Annotated in this window: 15 protein-coding genes; 10 read left to right on the forward strand and 5 right to left on the reverse strand. The window is 48.1% G+C overall.

Going from position 1 to position 25,494, the window contains the following annotated elements:
* Window positions 1–94: 94 nt before the first annotated feature.
* Together CFT61_RS05695 and CFT61_RS05700 are read right to left on the reverse strand one after the other, a co-directional pair.
* Window positions 95–1,705, reverse strand: a complete 1,611-nt coding sequence (locus tag CFT61_RS05695; RefSeq protein ID WP_089543499.1) for an ATP-binding protein — start codon at window positions 1,703–1,705, stop codon at window positions 95–97.
* A gap of 160 nt (window positions 1,706–1,865) precedes the next feature.
* Window positions 1,866–3,158 (reverse strand): hypothetical protein, encoded by a 1,293-nt coding sequence (locus tag CFT61_RS05700; protein ID WP_254918874.1) that lies wholly within the window; start codon window positions 3,156–3,158, stop codon window positions 1,866–1,868.
* Between the two features lie 593 nt (window positions 3,159–3,751).
* Here CFT61_RS05700 and CFT61_RS05705 point away from each other — a divergent pair.
* The 4 genes from CFT61_RS05705 to CFT61_RS05720 all read left to right on the forward strand — a co-directional run bounded on the left by CFT61_RS05705 (window position 3,752) and on the right by CFT61_RS05720 (window position 11,600).
* Window positions 3,752–5,527 carry an oxaloacetate decarboxylase gene (locus CFT61_RS05705; protein WP_089543500.1) on the forward strand — a complete coding sequence of 592 codons (1,776 nt, stop codon included), beginning with the start codon at window positions 3,752–3,754 and terminating at the stop codon, window positions 5,525–5,527.
* An 11-nt stretch (window positions 5,528–5,538) separates the two neighbouring features.
* A complete protein-coding gene (locus CFT61_RS05710; RefSeq protein WP_089543501.1) occupies window positions 5,539–6,084 on the forward strand; it encodes an HDIG domain-containing metalloprotein in 546 nt (181 codons plus the stop codon).
* Between the two features lie 47 nt (window positions 6,085–6,131).
* Window positions 6,132–8,981, forward strand: a complete 2,850-nt coding sequence (locus tag CFT61_RS05715; RefSeq protein WP_089543502.1) for a putative LPS assembly protein LptD — start codon at window positions 6,132–6,134, stop codon at window positions 8,979–8,981.
* A gap of 162 nt (window positions 8,982–9,143) precedes the next feature.
* On the forward strand, window positions 9,144–11,600 hold the full coding sequence (locus CFT61_RS05720) for a glycoside hydrolase family 95 protein (RefSeq protein ID WP_089543503.1): 2,457 nt from the start codon (window positions 9,144–9,146) through the stop codon (window positions 11,598–11,600).
* Between the two features lie 65 nt (window positions 11,601–11,665).
* Here CFT61_RS05720 and CFT61_RS05725 read toward each other — a convergent pair whose 3' ends face one another.
* Window positions 11,666–13,402 carry an AAA family ATPase gene (locus tag CFT61_RS05725; protein ID WP_176425515.1) on the reverse strand — a complete coding sequence of 579 codons (1,737 nt, stop codon included), beginning with the start codon at window positions 13,400–13,402 and terminating at the stop codon, window positions 11,666–11,668.
* Window positions 13,403–13,411: 9 nt separating this feature from the next.
* Complete coding sequence (locus CFT61_RS05730; RefSeq protein ID WP_089543504.1) at window positions 13,412–15,958, reverse strand: transglycosylase domain-containing protein; 2,547 nt, start codon at window positions 15,956–15,958, stop codon at window positions 13,412–13,414.
* A gap of 285 nt (window positions 15,959–16,243) precedes the next feature.
* Here CFT61_RS05730 and CFT61_RS05735 point away from each other — a divergent pair, with 285 nt between their 5' ends.
* The 5 genes from CFT61_RS05735 to CFT61_RS05755 all read left to right on the forward strand — a co-directional run bounded on the left by CFT61_RS05735 (window position 16,244) and on the right by CFT61_RS05755 (window position 22,677).
* Window positions 16,244–17,722, forward strand: coding sequence for an L-fucose/L-arabinose isomerase family protein (locus CFT61_RS05735; RefSeq protein WP_089543505.1), 1,479 nt, complete (start codon window positions 16,244–16,246; stop codon window positions 17,720–17,722).
* Window positions 17,723–17,855: 133 nt separating this feature from the next.
* Window positions 17,856–18,275: a GNAT family N-acetyltransferase gene (locus tag CFT61_RS05740; protein WP_176425516.1), complete on the forward strand. Its 420-nt coding sequence runs from the start codon at window positions 17,856–17,858 to the stop codon at window positions 18,273–18,275.
* Window positions 18,276–18,461: 186 nt separating this feature from the next.
* Window positions 18,462–19,787, forward strand: coding sequence for a TolC family protein (locus tag CFT61_RS05745; protein ID WP_089543507.1), 1,326 nt, complete (start codon window positions 18,462–18,464; stop codon window positions 19,785–19,787).
* A 117-nt stretch (window positions 19,788–19,904) separates the two neighbouring features.
* Window positions 19,905–20,960: an HlyD family secretion protein gene (locus CFT61_RS05750; protein ID WP_233905576.1), complete on the forward strand. Its 1,056-nt coding sequence runs from the start codon at window positions 19,905–19,907 to the stop codon at window positions 20,958–20,960.
* A 22-nt stretch (window positions 20,961–20,982) separates the two neighbouring features.
* Window positions 20,983–22,677: an MFS transporter gene (locus CFT61_RS05755; RefSeq protein ID WP_089543509.1), complete on the forward strand. Its 1,695-nt coding sequence runs from the start codon at window positions 20,983–20,985 to the stop codon at window positions 22,675–22,677.
* A gap of 14 nt (window positions 22,678–22,691) precedes the next feature.
* Here CFT61_RS05755 and CFT61_RS05760 read toward each other — a convergent pair whose 3' ends face one another.
* A complete protein-coding gene (locus CFT61_RS05760; RefSeq protein ID WP_089543510.1) occupies window positions 22,692–23,909 on the reverse strand; it encodes an MFS transporter in 1,218 nt (405 codons plus the stop codon).
* 298 nt (window positions 23,910–24,207) lie between these two features.
* On the opposite strand from CFT61_RS05760, the gene CFT61_RS05770 reads away from it, so the two are divergent.
* A complete protein-coding gene (locus CFT61_RS05770; RefSeq protein ID WP_176425517.1) occupies window positions 24,208–25,035 on the forward strand; it encodes a helix-turn-helix domain-containing protein in 828 nt (275 codons plus the stop codon).
* Window positions 25,036–25,494 lie beyond the last annotated feature (459 nt).

Below are 25,494 nucleotides of genomic sequence, written 5' to 3' on the forward strand. Positions count from 1 at the left end.
AAACCCTTAAGGAAAAATATCACATCTCTGCAATTCCCATTTTCCGGGCGTTTGAGAAGATTGAGTTGAATATAGAACTATATTTACATCATTATCAGGTGAGAGAGTTGGACGATGCTTTTGACTTCCAATCGTCAATCGTTCCCGTCTTAGACGAGAAGTTGCAGCCAATCTGGTAAATCGTTCTGTTGTCTGTAGCATACTCACGGGCATATCCTTTTTCCTCGATTTGCTTCAAAGCTTCAGAAGCTGAACCATCACGCTTAAATTCGAAGATGTAAACAAACATTGGGGTCTCAACAATGCAATCAACTCGTCCTTCACTTTGCTCCTTTTCTATTAGGACGGTAAAGCAGCTTATCATGCGAATCACCAGATAGAAGGTATATTGGAAGTATCGTTCTTTTTCCCGCTCGTCATCTTTGCGTCGTTGGCTATAGGGTATGCTGGCGAAGAAGGATGTGAGTAGCTTCTCCAATTTGTCGCAATCTCCCGTCTTCATAGTGCTTACTACCTCTATAACCCATGCATCTGGTGACTCCTTGGGTTTCAGATAATTGGCTGCCACCATGGTTACGAAACCTGCTTTTACCTCGTCGTTTGGAAAATTCAAGAGATAGGAATCGGTATCCATATTCCAATCCTTAATGGTGAGATAACCACTCTGATAGATCATCGGTAGGGGAGCCTCGGTATCAGCCTTGTAATCTATAAAACTGCTGGTAGGATAGTATTTTCCTGTCAGTTCATTGAGATTTTCGTCGAAGTGAGCTAATAAGCGGACCAGATAAGTAGGCGAACCTGTACGGAACCAGAAATCACTCAGGATTTTCTTGCTCAGTGAGTTCAAGATGCTGAACGGGTTGTAGATGTCGAGCATGCTTGGGCTGAAATGATAACCGTCATACTTGCGCTTGAGTCGATGTTTCATCTCATCCTCAGATACTTTATATCTTACGGACATTGCCTTGATTTGTTCATCGAAGGTTGAGTATAATTCTTCCTCTGTGATTCCGCAAAGTGCCTCGTAGCGGTCGTCCATACTGATGTCGTCAGGTTGGTTGAAACCGCTGAATACGCTTACTTGCGAGAACTTGGTAACACCTGTTAATAACACGAATTTCAGATCTCTGTCAGCTGCCTTGAAAACACTATAGAATCCTTTCATGATTTCACGGTGTCTATCTTCCAGTAATCGCTCGTTGCCTTCAGAATCGAAGGTCTTTAACCCTGTGTCCAAAACATCCAGTAAAGGCTTGTCATATTCATCGATCAAGACTACGGCGCCCAGTCCTGTCTTTTCGTGGGCAATTCTCAATACAGCCATGAAACGGTCTCCCAAGGTGGTGGCTAATGGGTCTCTTCCGTAAATCAATTCTTGTTTTTCAACAAAAGTCAGCAAAGTCTTTTCCAATTCGCCTGCTTGTGTGAAATCCTTGCCGTTGAAATCTATATGGAAAACAGGGTATTGCTTCCATTCTTTTTCTAATGAATCGATGGCAAGTCCTTTAAACAGTTCTTTCTTTCCTTGGAAGTAGCATTCCAGGGTAGAAATCAACAATGACTTTCCGAATCGTCTTGGACGACTCAGAAAGTATATATGCCCATTGTGTACTAAATCATAAATCAAGTCTGTCTTGTCAAGATAGACATAACCGTCATTTCTGATTTTTTCAAAGTCTTGTATTCCTATAGGGTATTTCATGTTGTTGCTTTTATTGAATTTTTGGCAAAGTTACGAAAAAAAATGGTATATGCAAAATAATGTGGAATAAAATGTCTTTATTTTCAGATAAAAACAACAATTTTAGGCTATAAGAAGAGGGTGCGTCATAAGTCCATGACGCACCCTCTCTCATTATATTTTATGCTTCTTCTTCAGTTTCTTCATCCTTCAATGACTCCAGAATCTCTACGAAAGGACTGTGGAAGGTGCTGAAGAGATGGAGTATCTCCTTGCGCTGCTCCTCATCCTCATCCCAAAGGCTGATCTCACCCTTCTGGTGAGCCTTGATGAGCTTGGCGCAACGCTTGATCTTGCGCTTGTTGTTGCGAGCCTGCAACTGGTCGCCCTGGATAGGCTTCTGGCTTACATACGAGAAAGCTACAAGCTGGTTCATGAACATGTCAAACATCGGATCATCATGACTCCAGTCGCTGTCCTTCAGCCAGAACCACTGGAAGGCATACTTCTGCTCCATGGCAATGAGGCTCTGTCCCAGGGTATCGATGTCGATGCCCTTTGCCATCTGCTCCTTGATGAAGGCAACGAGACTATCTGGGGTAATCTCCAGTTCCACCTCGTGGGTGATGCTGCTGCCGGCAATGTTGATGCGCCAACGATAGTTCTTGTTCTTGATCAGGGCAGAATGGGCATTCATCATCAACTCGCTCAATTTTCCCTCAGACGGAATCTGATCTACTACGGCAAGGCGCTGGCGCTGGTCGCGAACCACCAGCTGGGCATCCTCATGACGGAGCACGCAGATATAAACCAGTTTGTTGTCGTCCAACTGCAAGGTGAAGCGGTCGTTGTTGTCATTACCTACAAATTCATAGCGATACTCATCTACCTTGTCGTGAGCCACCTCCAGTTCATTGTGTACCTTGTTGCCCTCACTGTCGTAGAGCGAGAAGCCGATGTATGGAATCTGAATATTGAGAGAGAAAGGATTTCCCTCTTCCGGAATCAGGGTGAGGCGCAAGCCTTCGTCACCGAAGTCCTCCTTCTTGCAGACGAAGCCATCGTCGGTCTTCTCCGCCTTTTCTACCTTCACGTCGCCATGGCGCCAGTAGATATCAAAAGTGATGGTGTTTTCGTCCTCGCTGGTCACCTGAATGAAATCATCGATGTCCTGTCCCAGATAGATAACCTTGGCAGGTTCATATACCTCGGTATCATCATCTTCCAGAGGTTTTACCCACATTTCTCCCGGCATTGGGTCATCTTCCCATTCTTCCTCTTCTGCGGCAGCAGTAGATTTGAAGACCAGGAAGATCATTCTCTGTTCCTCTCTGCTTCCGTCTTCCTTGCAAAGGAAAACCTTCGATTCCTTTGGGATGAAGAAAGGAGTAGATAGATACGGGTTCTTACATAATGCTGTGTATTCCACCTCTGTCCAGATTGGCAAGGTGTGCTTGTTCGTATTATTTGTCATATCTGTTTTTTTGTATTATCCAATTGATTGAACTAAATTTCAAAAACGGATGCAAAGATACTGAGAAAAGCAGACAATACAAAATTTTACGGCCATTTTTTGTTGTTTTTGCTTTAAAAGTTTGTGTTAAGGGAAAGCTTTTGCCCTTTCAGGGCGTATGGTTTGAGCCCGTTGTAACCCAGGGTGATGCCCTGGGCTAGGAGCTTTTGCCCTTTCAGGGCGTATGGTTTAAGCCCGTTGTAACCCAGGGTGATGCCCTGGGCTAGGAGCTTTTGCCCTTTCAGGGCGTATGGTTTAAGCCCGTTGTAACCCAGGGTGATGCCCTGGGCTAGGAGCTTTTGCCCTTATAGGGCGTATGGATATTAGTCTGGTGAAACAAACAGCTCTATACCTTTGGCTCTGCGCAAGTGAGTTAATAATTAATAATTTCAGTGCCGAAACCATAATAAATTGTGGGAAATGACTGATTTCTCGAATTTTTTGTCTAATTTTGCACCTTGGTATAGAATGCCTTGGCTTGTAATGAGGCTCGGGGCAGGAGATACACATTATTTTATATATAAATTTAGGAAACAAGAAATTTAATAATAAGAATGAAGAAGAAAATTCAGTTCAGTCTCGTTTACCGAGACATGTGGCAGAGTTCTGGTAAGTTCCAGCCACGTAAGGATCAGTTGGCTAAGATTGCCCCAGTTATCATTGAAATGGGTTGCTTTAGCCGTGTAGAGACCAATGGTGGTGCTTTCGAGCAGGTTAACCTCCTCGCTGGCGAGAATCCTAATGATGCAGTTCGTGCATTCTGTAAGCCATTCAACGAGGTGGGCATCAAGACTCACATGCTCGACCGTGGATTGAACGCTCTTCGTATGTATCCTGTGCCAGACGATGTACGTGCCTTGATGTACAAGGTGAAGGCTAAGCAGGGTACCAACATCACCCGTATCTTCGATGGCTTGAACGATGTTCGTAACATCATTCCTTCTATCAAGTGGGCTAAGGAAGGTGGCATGACTCCACAGTGTGCACTCTGTATCACCAACTCTCCAGTACATACACTCGAATATTATATGAACATCGCCGACCAGCTCATCGCTGCCGGTGCTGAGGAAATCTGCTTGAAGGATATGGCTGGTATCGGTCAGCCTGCATTCCTCGGTAAGCTTACCAAGATGATCAAGGACAAGTATCCTGAGATCATCATCCAGTACCACGGTCACTCTGGTCCTGGTCTCTCTATGGCTTCTATCCTCGAGGTCTGCAACAATGGTGCCGACATCATCGATACAGCCATCGAGCCATTGTCATGGGGTAAGGTTCATCCAGACGTTATCTCTGTTATCAGCATGTTGAAGAACGAGGGCTTTGAGGTGCCTGAGATCAACATGAGCGCTTATATGAAGGCTCGTGCCATGACTCAGGAGTTCATCGACGAGTGGCTCGGCTACTTCATCAACCCAGGTAACAAGATCATGTCTTCATTGTTGCTCGGTTGTGGTCTCCCTGGCGGTATGATGGGTTCTATGATGGCAGACCTCGGCGGTATGCGTCAGACCATCAACAACATCCGCAAGAAGAAGGGTGAGGAAGAGTTGTCTATGGACGACCTTCTGATCAAGCTCTTCGACGAGGTAGAGTATGTATGGCCACGCGTTGGTTATCCTCCATTGGTAACACCATTCAGCCAGTATGTAAAGAACATCTCATTGATGAACCTCCTCACCATGGAGCAGGGCAAGGGCCGCTTCGTAATGATGGATGATTCTATGTGGGGTATGATCCTCGGTAAGAGTGGTAAGATTCCTGGAAAGATTGATCCAGAACTCGTAGAGCTTGCCAAGAAGCAGGGTCGTGAGTTTACAGATGTAGATGCTCATACATTGCTTACTAATGCACTCGACGACTTCAAGAAGGAGATGGACGAGAACGGTTGGGAGTATGGTCAGGACGATGAGGAGCTCTTCGAACTCGCTATGCACCCAGAGCAGTATCGCAACTTCAAGAGCGGTCAGGCTAAGAAGAACTTCCTGGCTGACCTCCAGAAGGCAAAGGATGCCAAGCTCGGCAGCACCTTGACTCCAGCTCAGCTCGCAGAGTTCAAGCATGCCAAGGCTGATGCTATCGTAGCACCAGTAGCCGGTCAGATTTTCTGGGAGTTCCAGGGCGAGGGCGAGTGCCAGCCAGCTGTAGAGCCATTCATCGGTAAGGAGTACAAGGAAGGTGATGCCTTCTGCTACATCCTCGCTCCATGGGGTGAGTTTGAGACAGTTCCTGCCGCTTTGGGTGGTAAGCTCGTGGAAATCAATGCTAAGCAGGGCAGCAAGATCCGCAAGGGTGATGTCATCGCTTACATTGAGCGCAACGCTGAGTAAACATTGAATTTATGGATTATCAAGCAATTATTGATAAGTATTATCCTGAGGATACGGAGCTTCGCCGTATCCTCATCACACATAGTCAATCTGTAGCGCGAAAAGCGCTACAGATTGTTTCGTCTCATCCCGAACTGCATCTGGATGCCCGGTTTATAGAGGAAGCAGCCATGCTTCACGATATCGGAATCTTTCAGACCGATGCTCCTGGCATTCACTGTTTCGGTTCGCAGCCTTACATCTGTCATGGCCGACTGGGTGCCGAACTGCTGCGCAAGGAAGGTTATGAGCGACATGCTCGGGTATGCGAGCGCCACACCGGTGCCGGCATTACGAAAGAGCAGATCGAGAAGCAGCAACTGCCACTGCCTCACCAGGATTTTCTGCCGGAAACCATGGAGGAGAAGGTAATCTGCTATGCTGACAAATTCTTCAGCAAGACTCATCTCGACAAAGAAAAGAGTATCGAAAAGGCAGAGAAAAGTCTCGCTAAGTTTGGCGAGGAAGGAGTAAAGCGCTTCCAGGAATGGGAGCGGATGTTTGAAAATAAAATATAATTTTCTGAAGTTTTATCGGGTTTATGAAACTCGAATATTTATTCTGAATGAGAAAACAATCAACTATAGCTGTTCTGATGTTTGCATCCATCGCTGCCATGATGGTTGCAAACCCGGGTATGCCTGCAGGAAAACACAAGAAGAAGCAGGCTGATTCCACTGCCGTGGCTGTGGGCGACTCCGTCTTTGTCGATTCGCTCGGCAATGAAATCATCAGTACGGAGACCGATACCACCCAGATGGATTCCCTGCAGAAGGCTATATGGAAACATAATAAGGTGGTGGATGACAGTATCCGACTCGACAGTATCAACAGAAAGAAGTCGGGTGGCATCGACGCACCTGTACAGTATCAGGCCGACGACTCGCTGGTATATGATGCCCACCACAAGGTGGCGCATCTCTATGGAAACTCGAACGTGAAGTACGAGAACATGGATCTTACCTCCGACCGCATCTCCATGGATCTGGACAAGAGCAATGTGAGAGCCAGCGGTACCAAGGACTCGATGGCTGATGGAGGCATCAAGGGAAAACCGGTCTTCAAGATGGGCAATGATACCTATGATACCGATACCATCAAGTTCAACTTCAAGAGCAAGAAGGCCCTTATTAATAATGTATATACCGAGCAGCAGGATGGATTCCTCACCGGTATGAAGTCGAAGCGAGATTCTTCGGGTGTCATCTATCTGCAGCATGGCAGATATACCACCTGCGATGATCCGCATCCAGACTTCTACATCTCGCTCTCCAGAGCCAAGGTGCGCCCGGGCAAGGATGTCATCTTCGGTCCCGCCTATCTCGTGGTCTGCGATGTGCCGATGCCGCTGGGTATCCCATACGGATTCTTCCCGTTCACCAAGAGCTACAGCAGCGGTTTCATCATGCCTACCTATGGTGATGAGAGCGACCGCGGTTTCTATCTCCGTGACGGTGGATATTATTTCGCCATCAGCGACAAGTGGGATCTGAAACTGCTGGGAGAAATCTACACCAAGGGTTCGTGGGGACTTTCTGCAGCCAGCAACTACCGCAAGCGATACAAGTATTCCGGTTCCTTCTTCTTCAGTTACCAGGATACGCAGACGGGTGACAAGGGAATGCCTGACTTCACCAAGCAGGAGAGTTTCAAGGTGCAGTGGAGTCACCGACAGGATTCCAAGGCAAATCCGTTCAGTTCGCTTTCGGCAAGCGTCAACTTCGCCACATCGAGCTATGAGCGCAACAACCTCAACTCGCTCTATAATCCTCAGACGATGACGCAGAGTACGAGAACCTCTTCCGTAAGCTGGAGCACCACTTTCTCGAGCATCGGAATGTCGCTCAGTTCTACGGCAAACCTCTCGCAGAATATGCGTAACTCATCCATTGCGATGACCTTGCCCGACCTGAACATCAGCATCTCCCGCTTCTATCCTTTCCGCAGAAAGAAGATGGTGGGTGATGAGAAATGGTACGAGAAGATAGCCATGAGCTATACCGGACATATCTCCAACAGTATCAATACCAAGGAGGATAAGCTGATGCACAGTTCGCTCATCAAGGACTGGCGAAACGGATGGCAGCATCAGATTCCGGTGAGTGCATCCTTCACCCTCTTCAAATATCTCAACGTGAATCCTTCGTTCAACTTCACCGACCGTATGTACACCAACAAGGTGGAGAAATCGTGGGATGCCACTGCGCAGAAAGAGGTTTGCGATACCACCTACGGATTCCACAACGTATATAACTGGAACATGAGCATAGGACTCTCTACCAAGCTTTACGGCTTCTGGATTCCTAACCGCAAGCTGTTCGGCAACAGGATAGACAGGATCCGCCACGTGATTACCCCGACGGTAAGCTTCAGCTATGCACCTGATTTCGGAGCATCGCATTACGGCTATTGGGATACTTATCAGAAGACTGATGCCGACGGCAATGTATCGCTGGTAAGTTATTCGCCATATCAGAATGCCCTCTACGGCGTGCCGGGAAAGGGAAAGAGCGGAAACATCTCTTTCACCATCGGCAACAACCTGGAGATGAAATGGAGGGATAAGAACGACAGCTTGAAGAAGGTGAGCCTCATTGATGCGTTTGATGTGAGTATGAGCTACAACACCGCAGCCAAGGTGCGCCCTTGGAGTGATATGAACATCAACCTGCGACTGAAGTGGTGGAAGAACTATACCTTCAACATGAACGCCGTGTTTGCCACCTACGCCTACGAGATGGACGAGAACGGCAACGTATATGTCGGCAACCACACCGAGTGGGGCAAGGGCAGGTTCGGACGATTCCAGGGTATGTCGCAGAACTTCTCGTTCACCCTGAATCCTGAGAAACTGAAGAAACTCTTCGGTGGAGGCAGTGATGAGGACGACAAGGACAAGAACAAGCGCAAGGACGATGACGATGAAGGTATGGATACCGACATAGAGAGCAACGTGGACGACAGTATGGAGAAGGGAAAGACGGGAGCCAAGAAGAGCGGTGGCGGAAAAGCCAAGACCGACTCGGACGGCTATATGGCATTCAAAATGCCATGGTCGCTCACCTTCGGATATGGTATCACCATGCGTGAGGATACCCGAAGAGAGAAGTTCAACGAAAAATCGATGAGATATCCATACAAGTTCACCCAGAACCTGAATATGAGCGGTAACGTTCGTATCAGCGACGGATGGAACATCAGCTTCTCTTCCGGTTATGATTTTGATAATCATAAGCTGAGTATGACCACCGCGAGTCTGGCCCGTGACCTGCACTGCTTCAACATGAGCTGTTCGGTAGTGCTGGCGCCATATACCAGCTATAACTTCACCTTCCGATGCAATGCAGCCACATTGACGGATGCCCTGAAGTATGACAAGCGAAGCGGTTATTCGAATGCTGTACAGTGGTATTAAGCCACCCTGAACGATATGAAATAGCAAGACGAGGATAGCAAGTATTGAAAAAATGCTGGCTATCCTCGTTTTTTATGACCCTATATTTGGATATGTCGATTTTTAATCGTATTTTTGTAGCGATTATCTGAAAATAAGTAATCAGACTAAATATAATATATAATGAACAAGAAAACCGTATCTATTTTAACCTTTGCGATGCTGGGGGCACTTTCTGCCACCGCACAGCAGAAGACAGCATTGTCTTACTGGTTCGACACGCCTGTTACCCTGAAGGGACAGCAAGTTTGGTATGGAGGCCATCCTGAGAAATGGACTCACAAGAAGCCAATCTCGGCTGGTGATACCGCCCGCAATCCGGATTCGGATTGGGAGTCAAAGTCATTGCCTATCGGTAACGGAAGCATCGGTGCCAATATCCTGGGATCGGTGGAGGCGGAACGTATCACCCTGAATGAGAAGACGCTCTGGCGTGGCGGTCCGAACACCAAGAAGGGCGCTGCCTACTATTGGGATGTGAACAAGAATTCTGCCCATGTGATGCAGGAAATCAGAGATGCCTTTGCAGCCAACGACTGGGAGAAGGCTTCACAGCTCACCCGCAAGAACTTCAACAGTCCGGTGCCATACGAGTCTTATGCCGAGGATCCATTCCGTTTCGGTAGCTTTACCACGATGGGCGAGGCGTATATCGAAACCGGATTGAGCACCGTGGGTATGTCGAAATATCGCCGTGCCCTGTCGCTCGATTCAGCTTTGGCTACCGTTTCTTTCGTCAAGGATGAAGTGAGCTATCAGCGTGAATATTTCATCTCTTATCCAGCCAATGTGATGGCTATCCGCTACAAGGCTTCCCGTCCTGGTAAGCAGAATCTCGTATTCTCTTATGCGCCTAACCCTGTCTCTACAGGCAAGATGGTGGCTGACGGCAAGAACGGTCTGCTCTGGGATGCCCGTCTCGATAACAACGATATGCAGTATGCCATCCGCATCCGTGCCATCAACAAGGGCGGTAGCCTTTCTAACGAAGGTGGAAAGCTGACCGTAAAGGGTGCCGACGAGGTGGTATTCCTCATTTCTGCCGATACCGATTACAAGGCAAACTATAACCCTGATTACAACGATCCTAAGACCTACGTGGGCGTGGATCCGCTGGCCACTACCCAGAACTGGGTGAGCAAGGCTGAGGGCAAGGGTTATGCGCAGCTGCTGGATGAGCATTACAAGGATTACAGCCGTCTGTTCAATCGCGTGAGCCTGAATCTGAATGATGCGGCTAATGCCAACGATATGCCTATCGATGAGCGCCTGGCTAACTACCGCAAGGGTGCCAAGGATTTCTATCTGGAGCAGCTCTACTATCAGTTTGGACGCTATCTCCTCATCGCCTCTTCACGTCCTGGAAACATGCCAGCCAACCTGCAGGGTGTATGGCACAACAACGTGGATGGTCCTTGGCGTGTTGACTACCATAACAACATCAATCTCCAGATGAACTACTGGCCAGCCTGCACCACCAACCTGAGCGAGTGTGAGCTTCCGCTCTTCGACTTCATCCAGACACAGGTGAAGCCGGGTGAAAAGACAGCCAAGTCATATTACGGTACCCGTGGCTGGACCACATCTGTATCCAGCAATATCTTCGGTTTCACTTCTCCGCTGGCAAGCGAGGATATGTCTTGGAACTTCTCTCCATTTGCCGGTCCATGGTTGGCTACCCATCTCTGGGATTATTACGACTATACCCGCGATAAGAAGTTCCTGAGCGAGACAGCCTACGATATCATCAAGGGAAGTGCCAACTTCGCAACAGATTATCTGTGGCACCGCAAGGATGGCGTCTATACAGCGGCTCCTTCCACCTCTCCGGAGCACGGACCGATAGACGAGGGTGCCACCTTCGCCCATGCCGTGATTCGTGAGATTCTGCTCGATGCCGTAGAGGCGAGCAAGATTCTGGGCAAGGATGCCAAGGATCGCAAGCAGTGGGAAGATGCTCTGAAGCACATTGCTCCTTATCAGATTGGCCGTTACGGACAGTTGATGGAGTGGTCGAAGGATATTGATGATCCTAAGGATGAGCATCGCCATGTGAACCATCTCTTCGGTCTGCATCCGGGCCGCACCATTTCGCCTATCACCACTCCTGTGCTGGCGAAGGCTTCCAAGGTGGTGTTGGAGCATCGTGGCGATGGTGCCACGGGATGGTCTATGGGTTGGAAGCTGAACCAGTGGGCTCGTCTGCATGATGGCAATCATGCCTACAAGCTTTATGGTAATCTTCTGAAGAATGGAACATTGGACAATCTCTGGGATACGCACGCCCCATTCCAGATAGATGGTAACTTTGGCGGTACAGCGGGTATCACCGAGATGCTGATGCAGAGTCACATGGGCTTTATCCATCTCCTGCCAGCCCTGCCAGATGCATGGCAGAAGGGTTCCATCAAGGGTCTCCGTGCCAAGGGCAACTTCACGGTGGATATCTATTGGGACAACGGCCGCCTTACCAAGGCTGTCATTCTCTCCGGCTCCGGCGAACCTTGTCAGGTAAGATATGGAGATAAGGTGAAGAAGATGAAGACCCAGAAGGGCAAGACCTATGAGGTTAGATTTTAATCAATAAAAAATGTGGTTGATAAAACGGATTTGTTTTTCCGTTTTGTCAACCACATTTTTTATGATTATTCGTTGAGATGCTTCAGCCTTCTCTTTGCCTCGGGATGGCTAGGGTAGAGGGTGAGCGCCTTCTTGTAATTGGTGATGGCAGCTTCTTTCATGCCCTCCTTCTCGCATTCCTTGCCCATGATAACATACTCCGTAGCTAGGCGCTTCAGGAATTTCTCCTGCTTCTTCTTTTCTTCATCCTTTTGCTTGATAACTTCACGCAACCGCTCGTTCTCTGCCTGCAACTCATTCACCTTGTTCAGCTTCTTGCGGATGAAGCGCTTGGCAAGCGGATGCTCGATGTCGTAACGGCTGTGGATGGCTAGGAAGAAATTATCCAAGGCGGTTTGCATGTCACCCTTGTCATACGCTTTTACAGCATCGTGATACTGCCTGTCTGCCTTGCTCTGCATCAGCGCCGTGTGGATGGTGTTCTGGTTGTTATACTGGCGGGCAAACTGCTTCACCTCGTTGCGCACGAATATCTCGCTGGGACGGATAGGTTCCTGCAGACTGATTCCCTCCAGACTGGTGCATCTCGACAAAGCCACGTAAGTCTGACCGCCTGCAAAAACTCCTCCCGTGAAATCAATCTTCACCTGATTGAAAGTCAGACCCTGGCTCTTGTGTACGGTAATTGCCCAGGCAAGTCGGATAGGATATTGTTCGTATCTGCCTATTTCCTCTTCCTCAATCTTCTTTTCCACCTCATTGAAATGATAGCGCATGTTGCTCCAGGCGGCAGGTTCTACCATAACATCCTGTCCATTCTCGGTGCGCACATATATCTTGGCATCATCTTCATCATCGAACCCGATGATGGTGCCCAGAGTACCGTTCACCCATTGGTGCTCGATATCATTCTTGATAAAGATAATCTGTGCTCCGGTCTTCAGGTACAGTTCGATAGGGGTAGGCAGACTGCTTTCCGGAAACTCGCCCTGGATATTGCCCCGGAAGAGTGTTGGCTCTCCTGGCAGGAGCTTGAGCTGGTTCTCGTTGATGAAATCCACGGTGTCGCGGCGGGTGGAGAGGGTGATGGCAAGCTTGGAATCACTCTCGTCGAGCTGGGCGCCTACCCGCTGGTTGAGCAGCTGAAGGTCTTGACTCTGCGCCTGACTGGTTCGGATATGGTCGAGGATTCCGATGAAGACAGGGTCGCTCTGGCGATAAACTTTCTTGAGTTCGATGCTGACGAGCTGGAACTGCTGGAAGATCTTGGCATCGAAGAAGAAGCTGCTGCGATAGAAAGGATTCAGCAGTTTGCGGTCCTCCTCCTTTACCACCGGTTCCAACTGATAGATGTCGCCCACCAGCAGAAGTTGCTTTCCTCCGAACGGCTCCCTCATATTGCGGCAATACACACGCAGCACCTTGTCGATGAAATCGATGATGTCGGCACGCACCATACTGATCTCATCGATGATGATGAGTTCCACTTCACGGATAATCTTGATTTTCTCGGAATTATACTTCAATGTATTCCGGATGTTGCGCACGGAATACATACTGTCGTTGGGCAGCAGGGGGTGGAAGGGCAGCTTGAAGAAACTGTGCAGGGTGCTTCCGCCGGCATTGATGGCTGCGATGCCTGTAGGTGCCAGAACGATGTGTTTCTTCTTGGTATTGGCTGCGATGTACCGCAGAAAAGTAGATTTACCCGTCCCCGCCTTTCCGGTGAGGAAAAGCGAACGACGGGTAAACTGTATGATTTGGAGTGCATTCTGCAGCTCCGCATTGTCGAGATCAATCATATTTTATTTTTAAAGGTCGTCGAAGTTGACAGGCTGTTCTGTTGGCTTTGTCTTCTTCTTCTCTTTCTTTTCTTCTGTAGCTCCTGAAGCAGAAGATTCTCCTTCCGACTTGACTGCAGGAACCTCCTTGGTAATAGGATTGCCGTTTTCGTCGAGGATGATTTCCTCTGTGAATGCGGTGCTATCCACACGGGTGGTATCTACCTTTGGTTTTGGTGCATAGCTTGCGCAGATATACATATCTCGTGTAATGTCGCCATCCTGTGGCTTGTCGAACTTGGCGTGATACTGCTGGAAGGCAGGATCGCCGAATACAGACTGCATGAAGTAACCGCATATTGGCAATGCTGTTCGGGAACCCTGACCCAAGGCTCCGGTGCGGAAGTGGAGACAGCGGTATTCGCCGCCTACCCAGGCACCAACCACCAGTTTAGGACTTACACACATGAACCAGGCATCTGAGTGGTTGTTGGTCGTACCCGTCTTTCCGCCAAATTCGGTGTCACGGTAGTTGCCTACATAGCCCCAAAGGCTCTGCGATGTACCGCCCGGCTCCTTCATACCGCCCTGCAGCAACTGCTGCATCAGGAAGGCACTCTTGTAAGGAATCACCTGCTCTTCTGTAGAAGGACCTTCATATACCACCTTGCCGTCGTGGTCCACAATCTTGGTAACCAATACCGGGTCGTGGTGCTTACCATTGTTTGCAATAGTACTGTAGGCACAGGCCATCTCCAGCAGGTTGACATCGCTTGAACCCAAGGCAAGGGCTGGTGTGTCATCCAGTGGACTGTTGATACCCATCTTCTGGGCGGTTTCGATGATGCGCTTGATGCCCATCTCCTGTCCCAGGCGTACTGCCACGGAGTTGATACTCTTGGCGAAGGCACTCTTCAATGGGATGCTGTCACCCGAGAAAGAACCGTTGGCGTTGGATGGTCTCCAGATGGTCATCTCGTGCTTCTTCTTGTCATATACCTCCATCGAGATATATTCGTCGCGGCGCTTGTCGCAAGGAGTCAATCCCTGGTTCATTGCCTCTGTATAGACGAAGAGCTTGAAGGTAGAACCCGGCTGGCGCTCGGCTGTTACCTTGTCATACTTCCAGTGGTCGAAGTCGATGTCGCCCACCCATGCCTTCACGGCTCCCGTCTGTGGCTCCATAGCCACGAAAGCACTGTGCATGAAGGTAGTCATATACTTGATACTATCTTCAGAAGTCATGTTGATAGTGATGCTTCCCTTGTCGTAATCGAATACCTTAACCGGGTGAACCCACTCCTTATAATAGTAGTTCACGGAGTCTGGATTGTTAGGGAAACGAGCCACCAGATCCTTGTAGAATGGCTGTCGCTCGGCGATGCCCTGGATGAAGTTTGGAATCACCTGGTGGTTCTCATCCTGCCAAGGTTCCTGTCCCATCCATTTTCCCTTTCCTGCCTGTGTGCGGCGGATGCTCCAGTGGTTGTTGAAGTTCTGCTGTACCTGCTTCATCTGCTTGCGGGCAGCCTCCTCGGCATACTTCTGCATGCGGGTATCTATGGTGGTGTAGATCGTCAGACCACTGGTGTAGAGATCGTAACCTTCCTCCTTGCACCAGTCTTTCAGGTAGTTGGCTACAGCCTCACGGAAGTATTTAGCCTGTCCATCGTAGTTTTCCTCTACCTTGAAGTCGAGTTTGATAGGCTCAGCCTTCAGCTGGTTGTATTCTGCATGTGACAGATCGCCGTGTGTCACCATATTATATAATACGGTGTTGCGGCGTGCCAGACTGTTCTCCGGATTGGTACGTGGATTGTAATAGGTGGTAGCCTTCAGCATACCCACGAGTACGGCAGCCTGGTCGGTGGTCAACTCCTTAGGAGTGGTATTGAAGTAAGTCTTGGCGGCAGTCTTGATACCGTAAGAGTTACTACCGAAATCCACGGTGTTGGCATACATGGTGATGATTTCCTTCTTCGAGAAAACCGTCTCCAGCTTCACGGCGATGATCCACTCCTTGCTCTTGATGATGAGCAGGCGGAGTACAGGCACCTTGCCGAGCAATCCCGTAGAATACTGCGAACGGACGCGGAACATATTCTTTGCCAGCTGCTGCGTGATGGTAGAAGCACCACGGCCATTGTGATGCAGGAGAGCATCCTTGGCAGCAGCGAAAACGCCGATAGGGTCGATACCGATATGCTTGTAGAAACGCTCATCCTCGGTATCTACCAGAGCCTTGAAGAAGGCAGGGTTCACCTCGTCGTATTCTACAGGAGTACGATTCTCATTGAAATACTTACCGATGAGCTTGCCATCGGCACTATAAATCAAGGAAGCCTCGGAAGTCTGAGGATTCAGAATACCTGAAAAATAACCAGGTGACTTACCGAAAAGCCATAAGAAGTTAATATCGACAGCACCTAAATAAAGGATAAAGGCGACAATACAACTTGCCAAGGCGACTACCGTCTTGGTGTACCACGCTCTTCCCTGATACAATGTCTTGTACCAAGGCCAAAAGGCGCAAAGCTTTTGCCATATCCAGGCAAAGATAGTCTTGACTTTGTTCATAATCGTTTTTCTGTTTTTGTCGGTGCAAAGGTACAATAATAATTTGAAAAACCATCAATCTTTGTGTTTTTATTTGTTATAAAGTCTCAATCGATGTGTATGAAATGTTACAGGAACTTTATCGGATGTTTCATTCCGGCGGAAATCTTCTGTTTTTAACTTTTTTCACCATAAAAAAACTCTTAAAATGCTTGCTGAAACAAAAAATATTAGTACCTTTGCGCTCAGCAAAAACAAGCAAAAACAAGTAAATTATATAAAAACTTAATATAAAACACAAGAATTATGGTAAGCAACAACATTCCACAAGTAAAGCTCGGTATTATTGCCGTTAGCCGTGACTGTTTTCCAATCGCGCTTTCTACTCAGCGCCGTGAGAACATCGTAAAAGAGTACAAAGGTGAGATTTTCAACTGTCAGACTACAGTTGAGAACGAGAAAGATATGCTCAAGGCTGTGGCTGAAGTGAAGGAGCAGGGCTGCAACGCTCTGGTTGTATTCCTTGGTAACTTCGGTCCTGAGACCCCTGAGACTTTGATTGCAAAGAACTTCGATGGTCCTGTTATGTTCGTAGCAGCTGCTGAAGGTGATGGCGACATGATCAATGGTCGTGGTGATGCATACTGCGGTATGCTCAACTGCTCTTACAACCTCGGTATGCGCCACTTGAAGGGTTATATTCCAGAGTACCCTGTTGGTACAGCAGAGGAAGTAGCTAAGATGATTGCAGACTTCGTACCGGTAGCTCGCGTCATCATCGGTTTGAAGGGCTTGAAGATTATCACATTCGGTCCACGTCCACAGGACTTCTTCGCCTGCAACGCTCCTATCAAGGGCTTGTATGAACTGGGTGTAGAGATTGAGGAAAACTCAGAGCTCGACCTCCTCGTAGCTTATAAGGAGCACGCGAACGATCCACGTATCGACGAGGTTTGCGCTGATATGGCCAAGGAGATGGGCGAGGGATGCTACTATCCTGACCTCAGCCGCAGAATGGCACAGTTTGAGTTGACATTGCTCGACTGGGCAGAGGCTCACAAGGGTTCTCGCCAGTATGTAGCATTCGCCGACAAGTGCTGGCCAGCCTTCCCAAGCCAGTTCGGTTTCGAGCCTTGCTATGTTAACAGCCGTCTCGTTAGCCGCGGTATTCCTGTAGCTTGCGAGGTTGATATCTATGGTGCATTGTCTGAGTACATCGGTATGTGTGCTTCTGATGATACTGTAACATTGCTCGACATCAACAACTCTGTTCCTCAGTATATCTATGATGAGGACATCAAGGGTAAGTACGATTACAAGTTGACTGATACCTTCATGGGCTTCCACTGCGGTAACACTCCACAGTGCAAGATGTGCTCTAGCCGTAAGATCAAGTATCAGTTGATCCAGAACCGTTTGTTGGAGAATGGTGGTACACCAGACTTCACCCGTGGTACTTTGGAGGGTGACATCGCTGCATCTGACATCACATTCTATCGTCTGCAGTGCGATTCAGAGGGTAACCTCCGTTCTTACATCGCAGAGGGTGAGGTTCTCGATGTTCCTACACGTTCATTCGGTGGTATCGGTATCTTCGCCATCAATGAGATGGGCCGCTTCTATCGCCACGTCTTGGTTCAGAAGGGCTATCCACACCACGGTGCCGTAGCTTTCTCTCACGTAGGCAAGACCCTGTTCGAGGTATTCAAGTATCTTGGCATCAAGGATATCGCTTACAACCAGCCAGCTAGCCTGCCTTATCCAACCGAGAATCCTTGGAAGTAAAAATATGAAGGGCAAAAGCTTTGAATTTAGAAAGCTTTTGCCCTTTCTTCTTTTATTAAAAAATAAAATATTCCCTGCAATTCTTGGCAATCTCCGAAATATATGCTAAGTTTGCACCATGAAAGAACCTAGATTGATAGAATTAACAGAATTGAAGCCAGGTTATTTGGCAAGTATCAATAACCTATTGTCGCAGTTGAGTGATAGCGTACATACTATCACCGAGGAAGAATTGAACTCTTTGCTCTCCTCATCCCAAAGTCATCTCTATGTCTTGGAATCCGATGGACAATTCATCGGTATGACCACCCTCTGCCTTTATCAATGCCCTACCGGATGGAAGGCATGGATAGAAGATGTGGTGGTGGATAGAAACTTTCGCGGCAAGGGATATGGCAAGCTGATGATTCTGCAGGTGATGGAACTGTGCAGGAAGAGGGGAGAGGTAACGCTGATGCTCACCTCGCGCCCATCCCGTGTCGTTGCCAACCAGCTCTATCAGAGCCTGGGCTTTGAAAAGAGAGAAACCAACGTCTATAAAATGAAATTCTAAAATATCAGAAAGTTCCCTCACAGACCTCTATCTGTGAGGGATTTTTGTTTCCAGAACCTCCGCCGCTAAAAGAAACGGCAATTTTGAACATTTTGTGATATTTTGTGAATAGTGATAATCGACAGAAAAGCAGTATCTTTGCACCAGACATCAATCATATTGTATATCATAAGAAACATATTAAAAATGAACAAGAAAAAGATATTGTGTTTTTGTCTGGCTCTCGGAGCTTTTTCTGCAATGATGGCGCAGGAAACTCTGTCGCTGAGCCAGTGTCTGCAGATGGCGGTGGAGAATAACCTGTCGCTGCAGAAAAGCAGGAATGAGATTGCAAAGGGAAAGTATTCCATCAGCGAGAACCAGGCGAAGCTGTTGCCGCAGATTAATGCCGTGGCACAGTTGAACGATAACTTCACCCCTCCCGTTTCCGTGACGGATGGTTCTGCCTACGGCAAACCTTACAATGTAACCAAAACCCTGCAGTATAATGCTTCGGTAGGCTTGCAGCTCCAGATGCCACTCTACAACCAGATGGTGAATACTGCCATCGATATTGCCAAGATAGCAGACCATCTCAACCAGCTCTCTTACGAGAAGGCACGTGAAGATCTCATCGTGCAGACTGCCAAGATGTATTACATGGCGCAGAATACGGCTGAGCAGATTCGACTGGTGAACGACAACATCAAGCGCCTGGAAGAACTCTATGGCATCACCCAGGCTTTCTACGATAACCAGATGACTCTGGAGGTGGATGTGAAGCGTGTGAAACTCAACATCGAGAATCTCACCGTACAGCGTGATAACGCCATTGCCATGCTCGATCAGCAATATACCATGCTCAAGTATGTGATAGATTATCCTGCAGAAAAGCAAATCAAGGTAAGTGATGTGAATCCGGGAGAGATAGAGACCGTGAAAGCCAACGGACTGAATACGGGACTCTACGAACTCCAGCTTCTGGAGAAGAGAAAGGAACTTGCCCAGAAGCAGACAAAGCTCGCCAAGGACGGTTATCTGCCATCGGTGAGCCTTACCGGAAGCCTGATGTATTCTGCCTTTACCGATAAGATTGAACATTGGATTCATTCGGGCGAATCAAACCACTGGTATGGTTCCAACGGCATCGGCATCCAGCTGAGAGTGCCAGTCTTTGATGGTTTCGAGAAGCGTTCCAAGATAAGACGTGCCAAGGTGGAGGAGGAGAATGCCCGCATCGGATACGAGGATGCGCTGAAGGGCATGCAGGCAAACTATATGAACGCCGTGAGCGAGGTGAACAACAGTCAGCGCAACTACAAGAAGCAGTTTGATAATTACACCCTGGCGCAGGATGTATATAGCGTAACTGCCGACCAATATAAGGAAGGTGTAGGAACGATGACCGCCGTTCTCCAGGATGAGATGCGCATGAGCGAAGCCATGAACAATTATCTCACCGCCTACTATAAATATAAGGTGGCGAATCTCTCGCTCCTGAAACTCACCGGACAGTTGGATCAGGTAAAATAGCAAAGGAATCATTAAGAAATAATCAATCAGAATATAACAATGGAACAGAACGAAAACAACAAGATAGAAACCGCTCGTGAGGATAATGCTGCAACCATTCAGACTTCTCACGAAGAAATGCAGAAGAAATTGAAGAAGCAGCGTATCCGTCAGATCATCGCCAGTCTTATCGGCGTAGCCATTCTCGCCTTCGGACTCTGGAAGATCGTCTGCCTCTTCCTGGATTATAATGCCCATGAAACCAGCAATGATGCGCAGATAGAGCAGTATATCTCCCCAGTAAACCTGCGTGCATCGGGCTATGTAGCCAAGGTTTGCTTCAAAGAGCACGAGGAGGTGCACAAGGGTGATACGCTCCTGGTTCTTGACGACCGTGAGTATCGCATCCGACTGATGGAGGCTGAGGCGGCACTGAAGGATGCCAAGGCGGGTGCCAACGTCATCGATGCTACCCAGCAGACCACCCAGACTTCGGCTTCCGTCTATTCGGCATCTATCGATGAGATAGAGGTGCGCCTTGCCAAACTTGCCAAAGACTGCGAGCGCTATCGCAACCTGGTAGAGAAGAAGGCGGCTACACCTATCCAGCTGGAGCAGCTGGAAGTGGAATATGCGGCTACCAAGAAGAAACTGGAGTCGGTAAAGCGACAGCAGGCTGCTGCCTATAAGGGCGTGAACGAGGTGGTTACCCGCAAGCAGAATGTGGCTGCTGCCATCCAACGGGCTGAGGCTGCGGTGGAGATGGCGAAGCTGAACCTCTCTTATTGTGTGGTTGTTGCACCATGCGATGGTAAGTTGGGTCGCCGCACCCTGGAAGAGGGACAGATGGTAAGCGCCGGAACCACCATCACCTATATCCTTCCTAATGCCCAAAAGTGGGTCATCGCCAACTATAAGGAAACTCAGGTAGAGAATCTCTATGTGGGGCAGAAGGTACGCATGACGGTGGATGCCATCAGCAACAAGGAGTTTGAGGGCACCGTTACCGCTATCTCCGGTGCTACCGGTTCCAAGTATTCTCTTGTTCCTACCGATAACTCAGCCGGTAATTTCGTGAAGATTCAGCAGCGTGTGCCTGTAAGAATCGACTTCACTAACCTCAGCAAGGAAGACAATGCCCGCCTGGCAGCAGGTATGATGGTGATTGTGAAGGCTGAGAGAAATAAAAAGTAGCTAGAAGGAAATGAAGTAATATATGGAAGAAGAATATAAGAATTATCCGTTCTATGACTGGGTGCCGAAACCGCTGGGCATCATCTTCATGATCATCCTCTTCGTGCCGATGATTACGATGAGTGGTGTCTATTCCGCCAACAGTGGAGAGATGATGAGCGGACTGGGCATCCAGTCGGAATACATCGCCTTTGCGGGCTTCTGTACGTCGATAGGAATGGCGGCTTTCTCGCCGTTCTTCTACGAACTGGTGTGCATCCGGAGAGAGAAGATGATGTGTATCGTGGGATTCTCCATACTCTTTTTGCTCAGTTTTGTCTGCGCCCAGACCGATTCGCTGTTCATCCTCGGCTTGTGCAGTCTGCTGATGGGCTTTGTTCGCCAGACGCTTCTGATGGCGCATCTCTTTGTACTCATCCGGTATGGTTTCGGCATCGAGGCAACGAAGAATATCACGCCGGGTTGCGAGCCTACCACCGAGGAGGCTTGGGATGCGGTGGATTCAGAAAAAATGGTGTCCCAGCCGGTTATCTATCTTTTCTTCATGATCATCGGACAGTTGGGTACCTGGCTCACGGCTTGGCTTGCCTATGCTTACGAGTGGCAGTATGTGTATCATTTCATGATGGCATTCATGCTGGCGGGCATCATCATCGTGTTCTTCACCATGCCTTATCATAAGTATCCGATGCCGAAGTTCCCGATTACGATGTCGAAGTTTGGCAATGTCACGGTGTTCAGCATCATGCTCTGCTCGTTTGCCTATGTAATGGTGTTCGGCAAGACGCTGGACTGGTTTGATGATCCTACCATCCGTTATTCTACGGTGGTTTGTCTCATCTTCACCGCCCTGTTTATCTATCTGGAGAAGACCCGCCGCTCACCTTATTTTATCATGGAGGTGTTCCAGCTCAGGGTTATCAATTACGGCATCATGCTGTTCTTCCTCCTGATGGTCTGCAACTCCAGTGCCATGTTTGTGAATGTATTCACCAATGTGGGAATGAAGATAGACAACTGGCAGAATGCCACCCTGGGCAACTGGGTGATGGTGGGATATACCGTGGGCTTGATTTTCGCGGTCATCGCCAGAGCCAAGAATGTTCATCTGAAGTGGATGTACTGTATGGGCTTCCTCTTTATCGGAGGCTACGCCCTCTTTATGTACTTCGAGGTACAGAACGACGGCATGTATGATCGTATGAAATGGCCTATCATCATCCGTTCCACGGGAATGATGCTGCTCTATTCGCTCATCTCCACGATAGCCAATCAGCGCATGCCTTACCGCTTCATGTCCACCTGGGTCTGCATCATGCTCACCGTTCGTATGGTCATCGCCCCATGCATCGGTTCGGCGCTCTACACCAATGTGCTTCAGCATCGCCAGCAGTATTACGTAACCCGCTTTGCACAGGATTACGACCGCACCAGCTTGGAGACGGCAAAGACCTATGACCAGACGGTAAGAGGCATGCAGTATCAGGGCAAGACGGAGACCGAGGCGCAGAACATGGCTGCCATGAGTGTGAAGGGAAAGGTACAGGTTCAGGCTACGCTGGTATCCATCAAGGAGATGGCAGGCTGGACCTTCTATGGCTGTCTGGTATGTGCCGGACTGATGCTCGTGATACCTTGGCGCAAGCGCAACATCAAGGAGCTGACCCGTGAGTATCTGCTGAAGAATGTGAATGTGAAAAACCTGGGAAGAAGATAAAGGCAAGAAAGCCATCAACTCTTCTGGGTATTCGGCAAGAATCCTGCTATGATGCCGAGCAATGGCAGGAAGGCACTCACCTGGAAGATAAACTCAATACTGGTCTTGTCGGCTAACCAGCCGAAGAACGCTGAGCCAAGTCCTCCCAGTCCGAACATCAGGCCGAAGAAAATGCCTGCTATCAATCCCACTTTATCTGGCATCAGGTCGGTGGCATATACCACGATGGAAGAGAATGCCGAGGCGATGATTAAGCCAGAAAGGAAGGTACAGATGATGGTCCATGTGAAGTTCACAAAAGGCATGGCGATGGCAAAGGGTGCTGCTCCCAGAATGGAGAACCAGATGACATACTTTCTGCCAAACTTGTCACCCAGCATTCCTCCTGCCACCGTACCTATGGCAAAGGCGGCAAGGAATACGAAGAGGCACAGCTGCGAGGTCTGTACAGATACGCCGAACTTATCCATCAGGAAGAAGGTGAAGTAACTCGTAATGCATGCCGTATAGAAATATTTGGAGAACACGAGCATGATGAGGATGAACAGAGCCCAATACTTCACCCTTTTAGAGATATGGGTATTAAGAAGGGGCTGTTTCTGAGGATGGTTCACCACGTAAGCCAGTCGTGCCTTATACCAGACTCCCAATCTTACCATGATGATGGCGGCAAGCAGGGCTGCAAGGGCAAACCAGGAGATGGCATGCTGGCCGAAAGGCAGGATGATGATGGCGGCAAGCAAAGGTCCTATTGCAGATCCTCCATTGCCACCCACCTGGAAGATGGATTGTGCCAGACTCTTCTTGCCTCCCGATGCCATCTGGGCCACTCTCGATGCTGTGGGATGAAACACGGACGAACCCAGGCCGACAACGCTCACTGCCAGGAGAATCAGGAAATAATTCTCGGCGAAAGCCAGCAGGAGCAGGCCCACCAATGTGAAGCACATGCCGATGGAGAGGGCATAGGGACGGGGATGCTTATCGGCATAAAGTCCTGTGAAAGGTTGCAGGATGGAAGATGTCATCTGGAAGACCAGTGTGATGATACCAATCTGTGCAAACGAGAAGTCGAACTTATCCTTCACAATCGGATAGATGGAAGGGATAATCGACTGAATCATATCGTTCAGGAAATGAGAAATGCTACAGATGATGAGCATGGAATACACCGTACCCTCTACCATCGTAGGATTTCCCTTGATTTTACTGCCTATTGACTTGATGTTCATTTCTTTTGTTTTTTGTCTTTTTTATTTTCTTATTTGAAAATCAACATTTTATGTTGTTTTTATTCAGTCAGATACGATTGAGTAGTGCATTATATTGTACATTTCCTGCAAAGGTAATAAATATTTCTAGATTACGCAAGAAAAGGTGCAATATAATGTTCTTTTTTTTAAAAATTATAAGTTCATGGTCTTTGATCCGGAAGCGCTGGGAATCTGCTAAAATATCATAAATAATCGGGATTGTTATCAGATGGAATTGATATTTTTGTTATCTTCGCAGTTCAAGCAATTTGAAAAAATGGAGATAACAGACAATATAATCATATATGAGGCTTATGATTTTCCTCATTTTCTGATGCAGCCTTTCTATTCTGATTATGTCGGAATAGTAGTTTGTCATCAAGGGATGTTCCGTTTCTGTGTAGATGGAACATCCTTTGTTGCGTCTATGGGAGAGACCGTTTTTCTCTCTCCCGGAATCCTGTTTCATGTGCAGGAAGTCTCTGCAGACTTCCGATACACGTTGCTTTTTTATCGTGTGGAACAGATTCTCCACATGCTGGGAAATACCGTAGTCAGCATGCGGCTTTATTCTACGCTCTATCCCCAGTCGTGCACGGTGGCTCATACGGGATATGAGGAGATGCTGACCTCTTATGCCCGGATGCTTTTGGATTTAGAGCAGAAGGAGAAGCATGACACTTACAGTTTGCATGAGCAGAAGTTGCTTCTGATGGCGGTAACCTATCGTCTTTGCAGCATTTTTTCTGCTTCGTTCCAAAAGGAAGGTAAGGAGATGCGACGTAAGATAGAGACTTTCGAGATGTTGGTGAAGCTGATAGAGGAGAACTTCATGCGTGAGCGTACGGTAGCTTTCTATGCCGACCAGCTTTGTCTCACTCCGAAGTATCTTTCGGTGATAGTGAAGTCGGTATGTGGCAAGACGGTTCAGCAGTTGATTTTCAAGGCGATTATCCGTCGCAGCATTTATCTGATGAAGAATACGAACATGACGATTCAGCAGATAGCCAGTGATCTCAGCTTTCCTAATGCCTCATCCTTCGGCACCTTCTTTAAAAAGCATACTGGTTTGTCGCCAAAGAATTACCGCATGGGGGCGGAGTAGGCACTGTTAATAATCGCAATTATCAGTGTTAAAAACCAAAGATTCAGCTCGTTCATATACATACACAGAACTTATATCCAACAATTCATCGCCCACCAGCTGATATGCGCTTGCATAACAGGTGTCGGGCGAGCGCATAACAGCTGATATGCAAGCGCACAACAGCTGTTGTGCGGCTGAAGATATAGGCTTCTCCGGCTTATAACATTAATTCTTCCGGCAACAAGTAAAGGTTACTCCGAAGACTTTTTACGTAAAACCTATGCAGCAATGATAGTACTTACAAGTAACTGAGATAGTACTTACAAGCAATAACGATAGCACTTACAAGGCGCAAAGACGTTACTGATAGGTCGCTATGATAGTACTGACGATGCGTAAAGCGGCTTGTTTCGCTTACCATGCCCATAGAAGTGCTGATTAAAACAAAAGAAGTCGCTGAAAATCAGCGACTTCTCT

Origin of the sequence: Segatella copri (assembly GCF_002224675.1) — a bacterium.
GTDB lineage: Bacteria > Bacteroidota > Bacteroidia > Bacteroidales > Bacteroidaceae > Prevotella > Prevotella copri_U.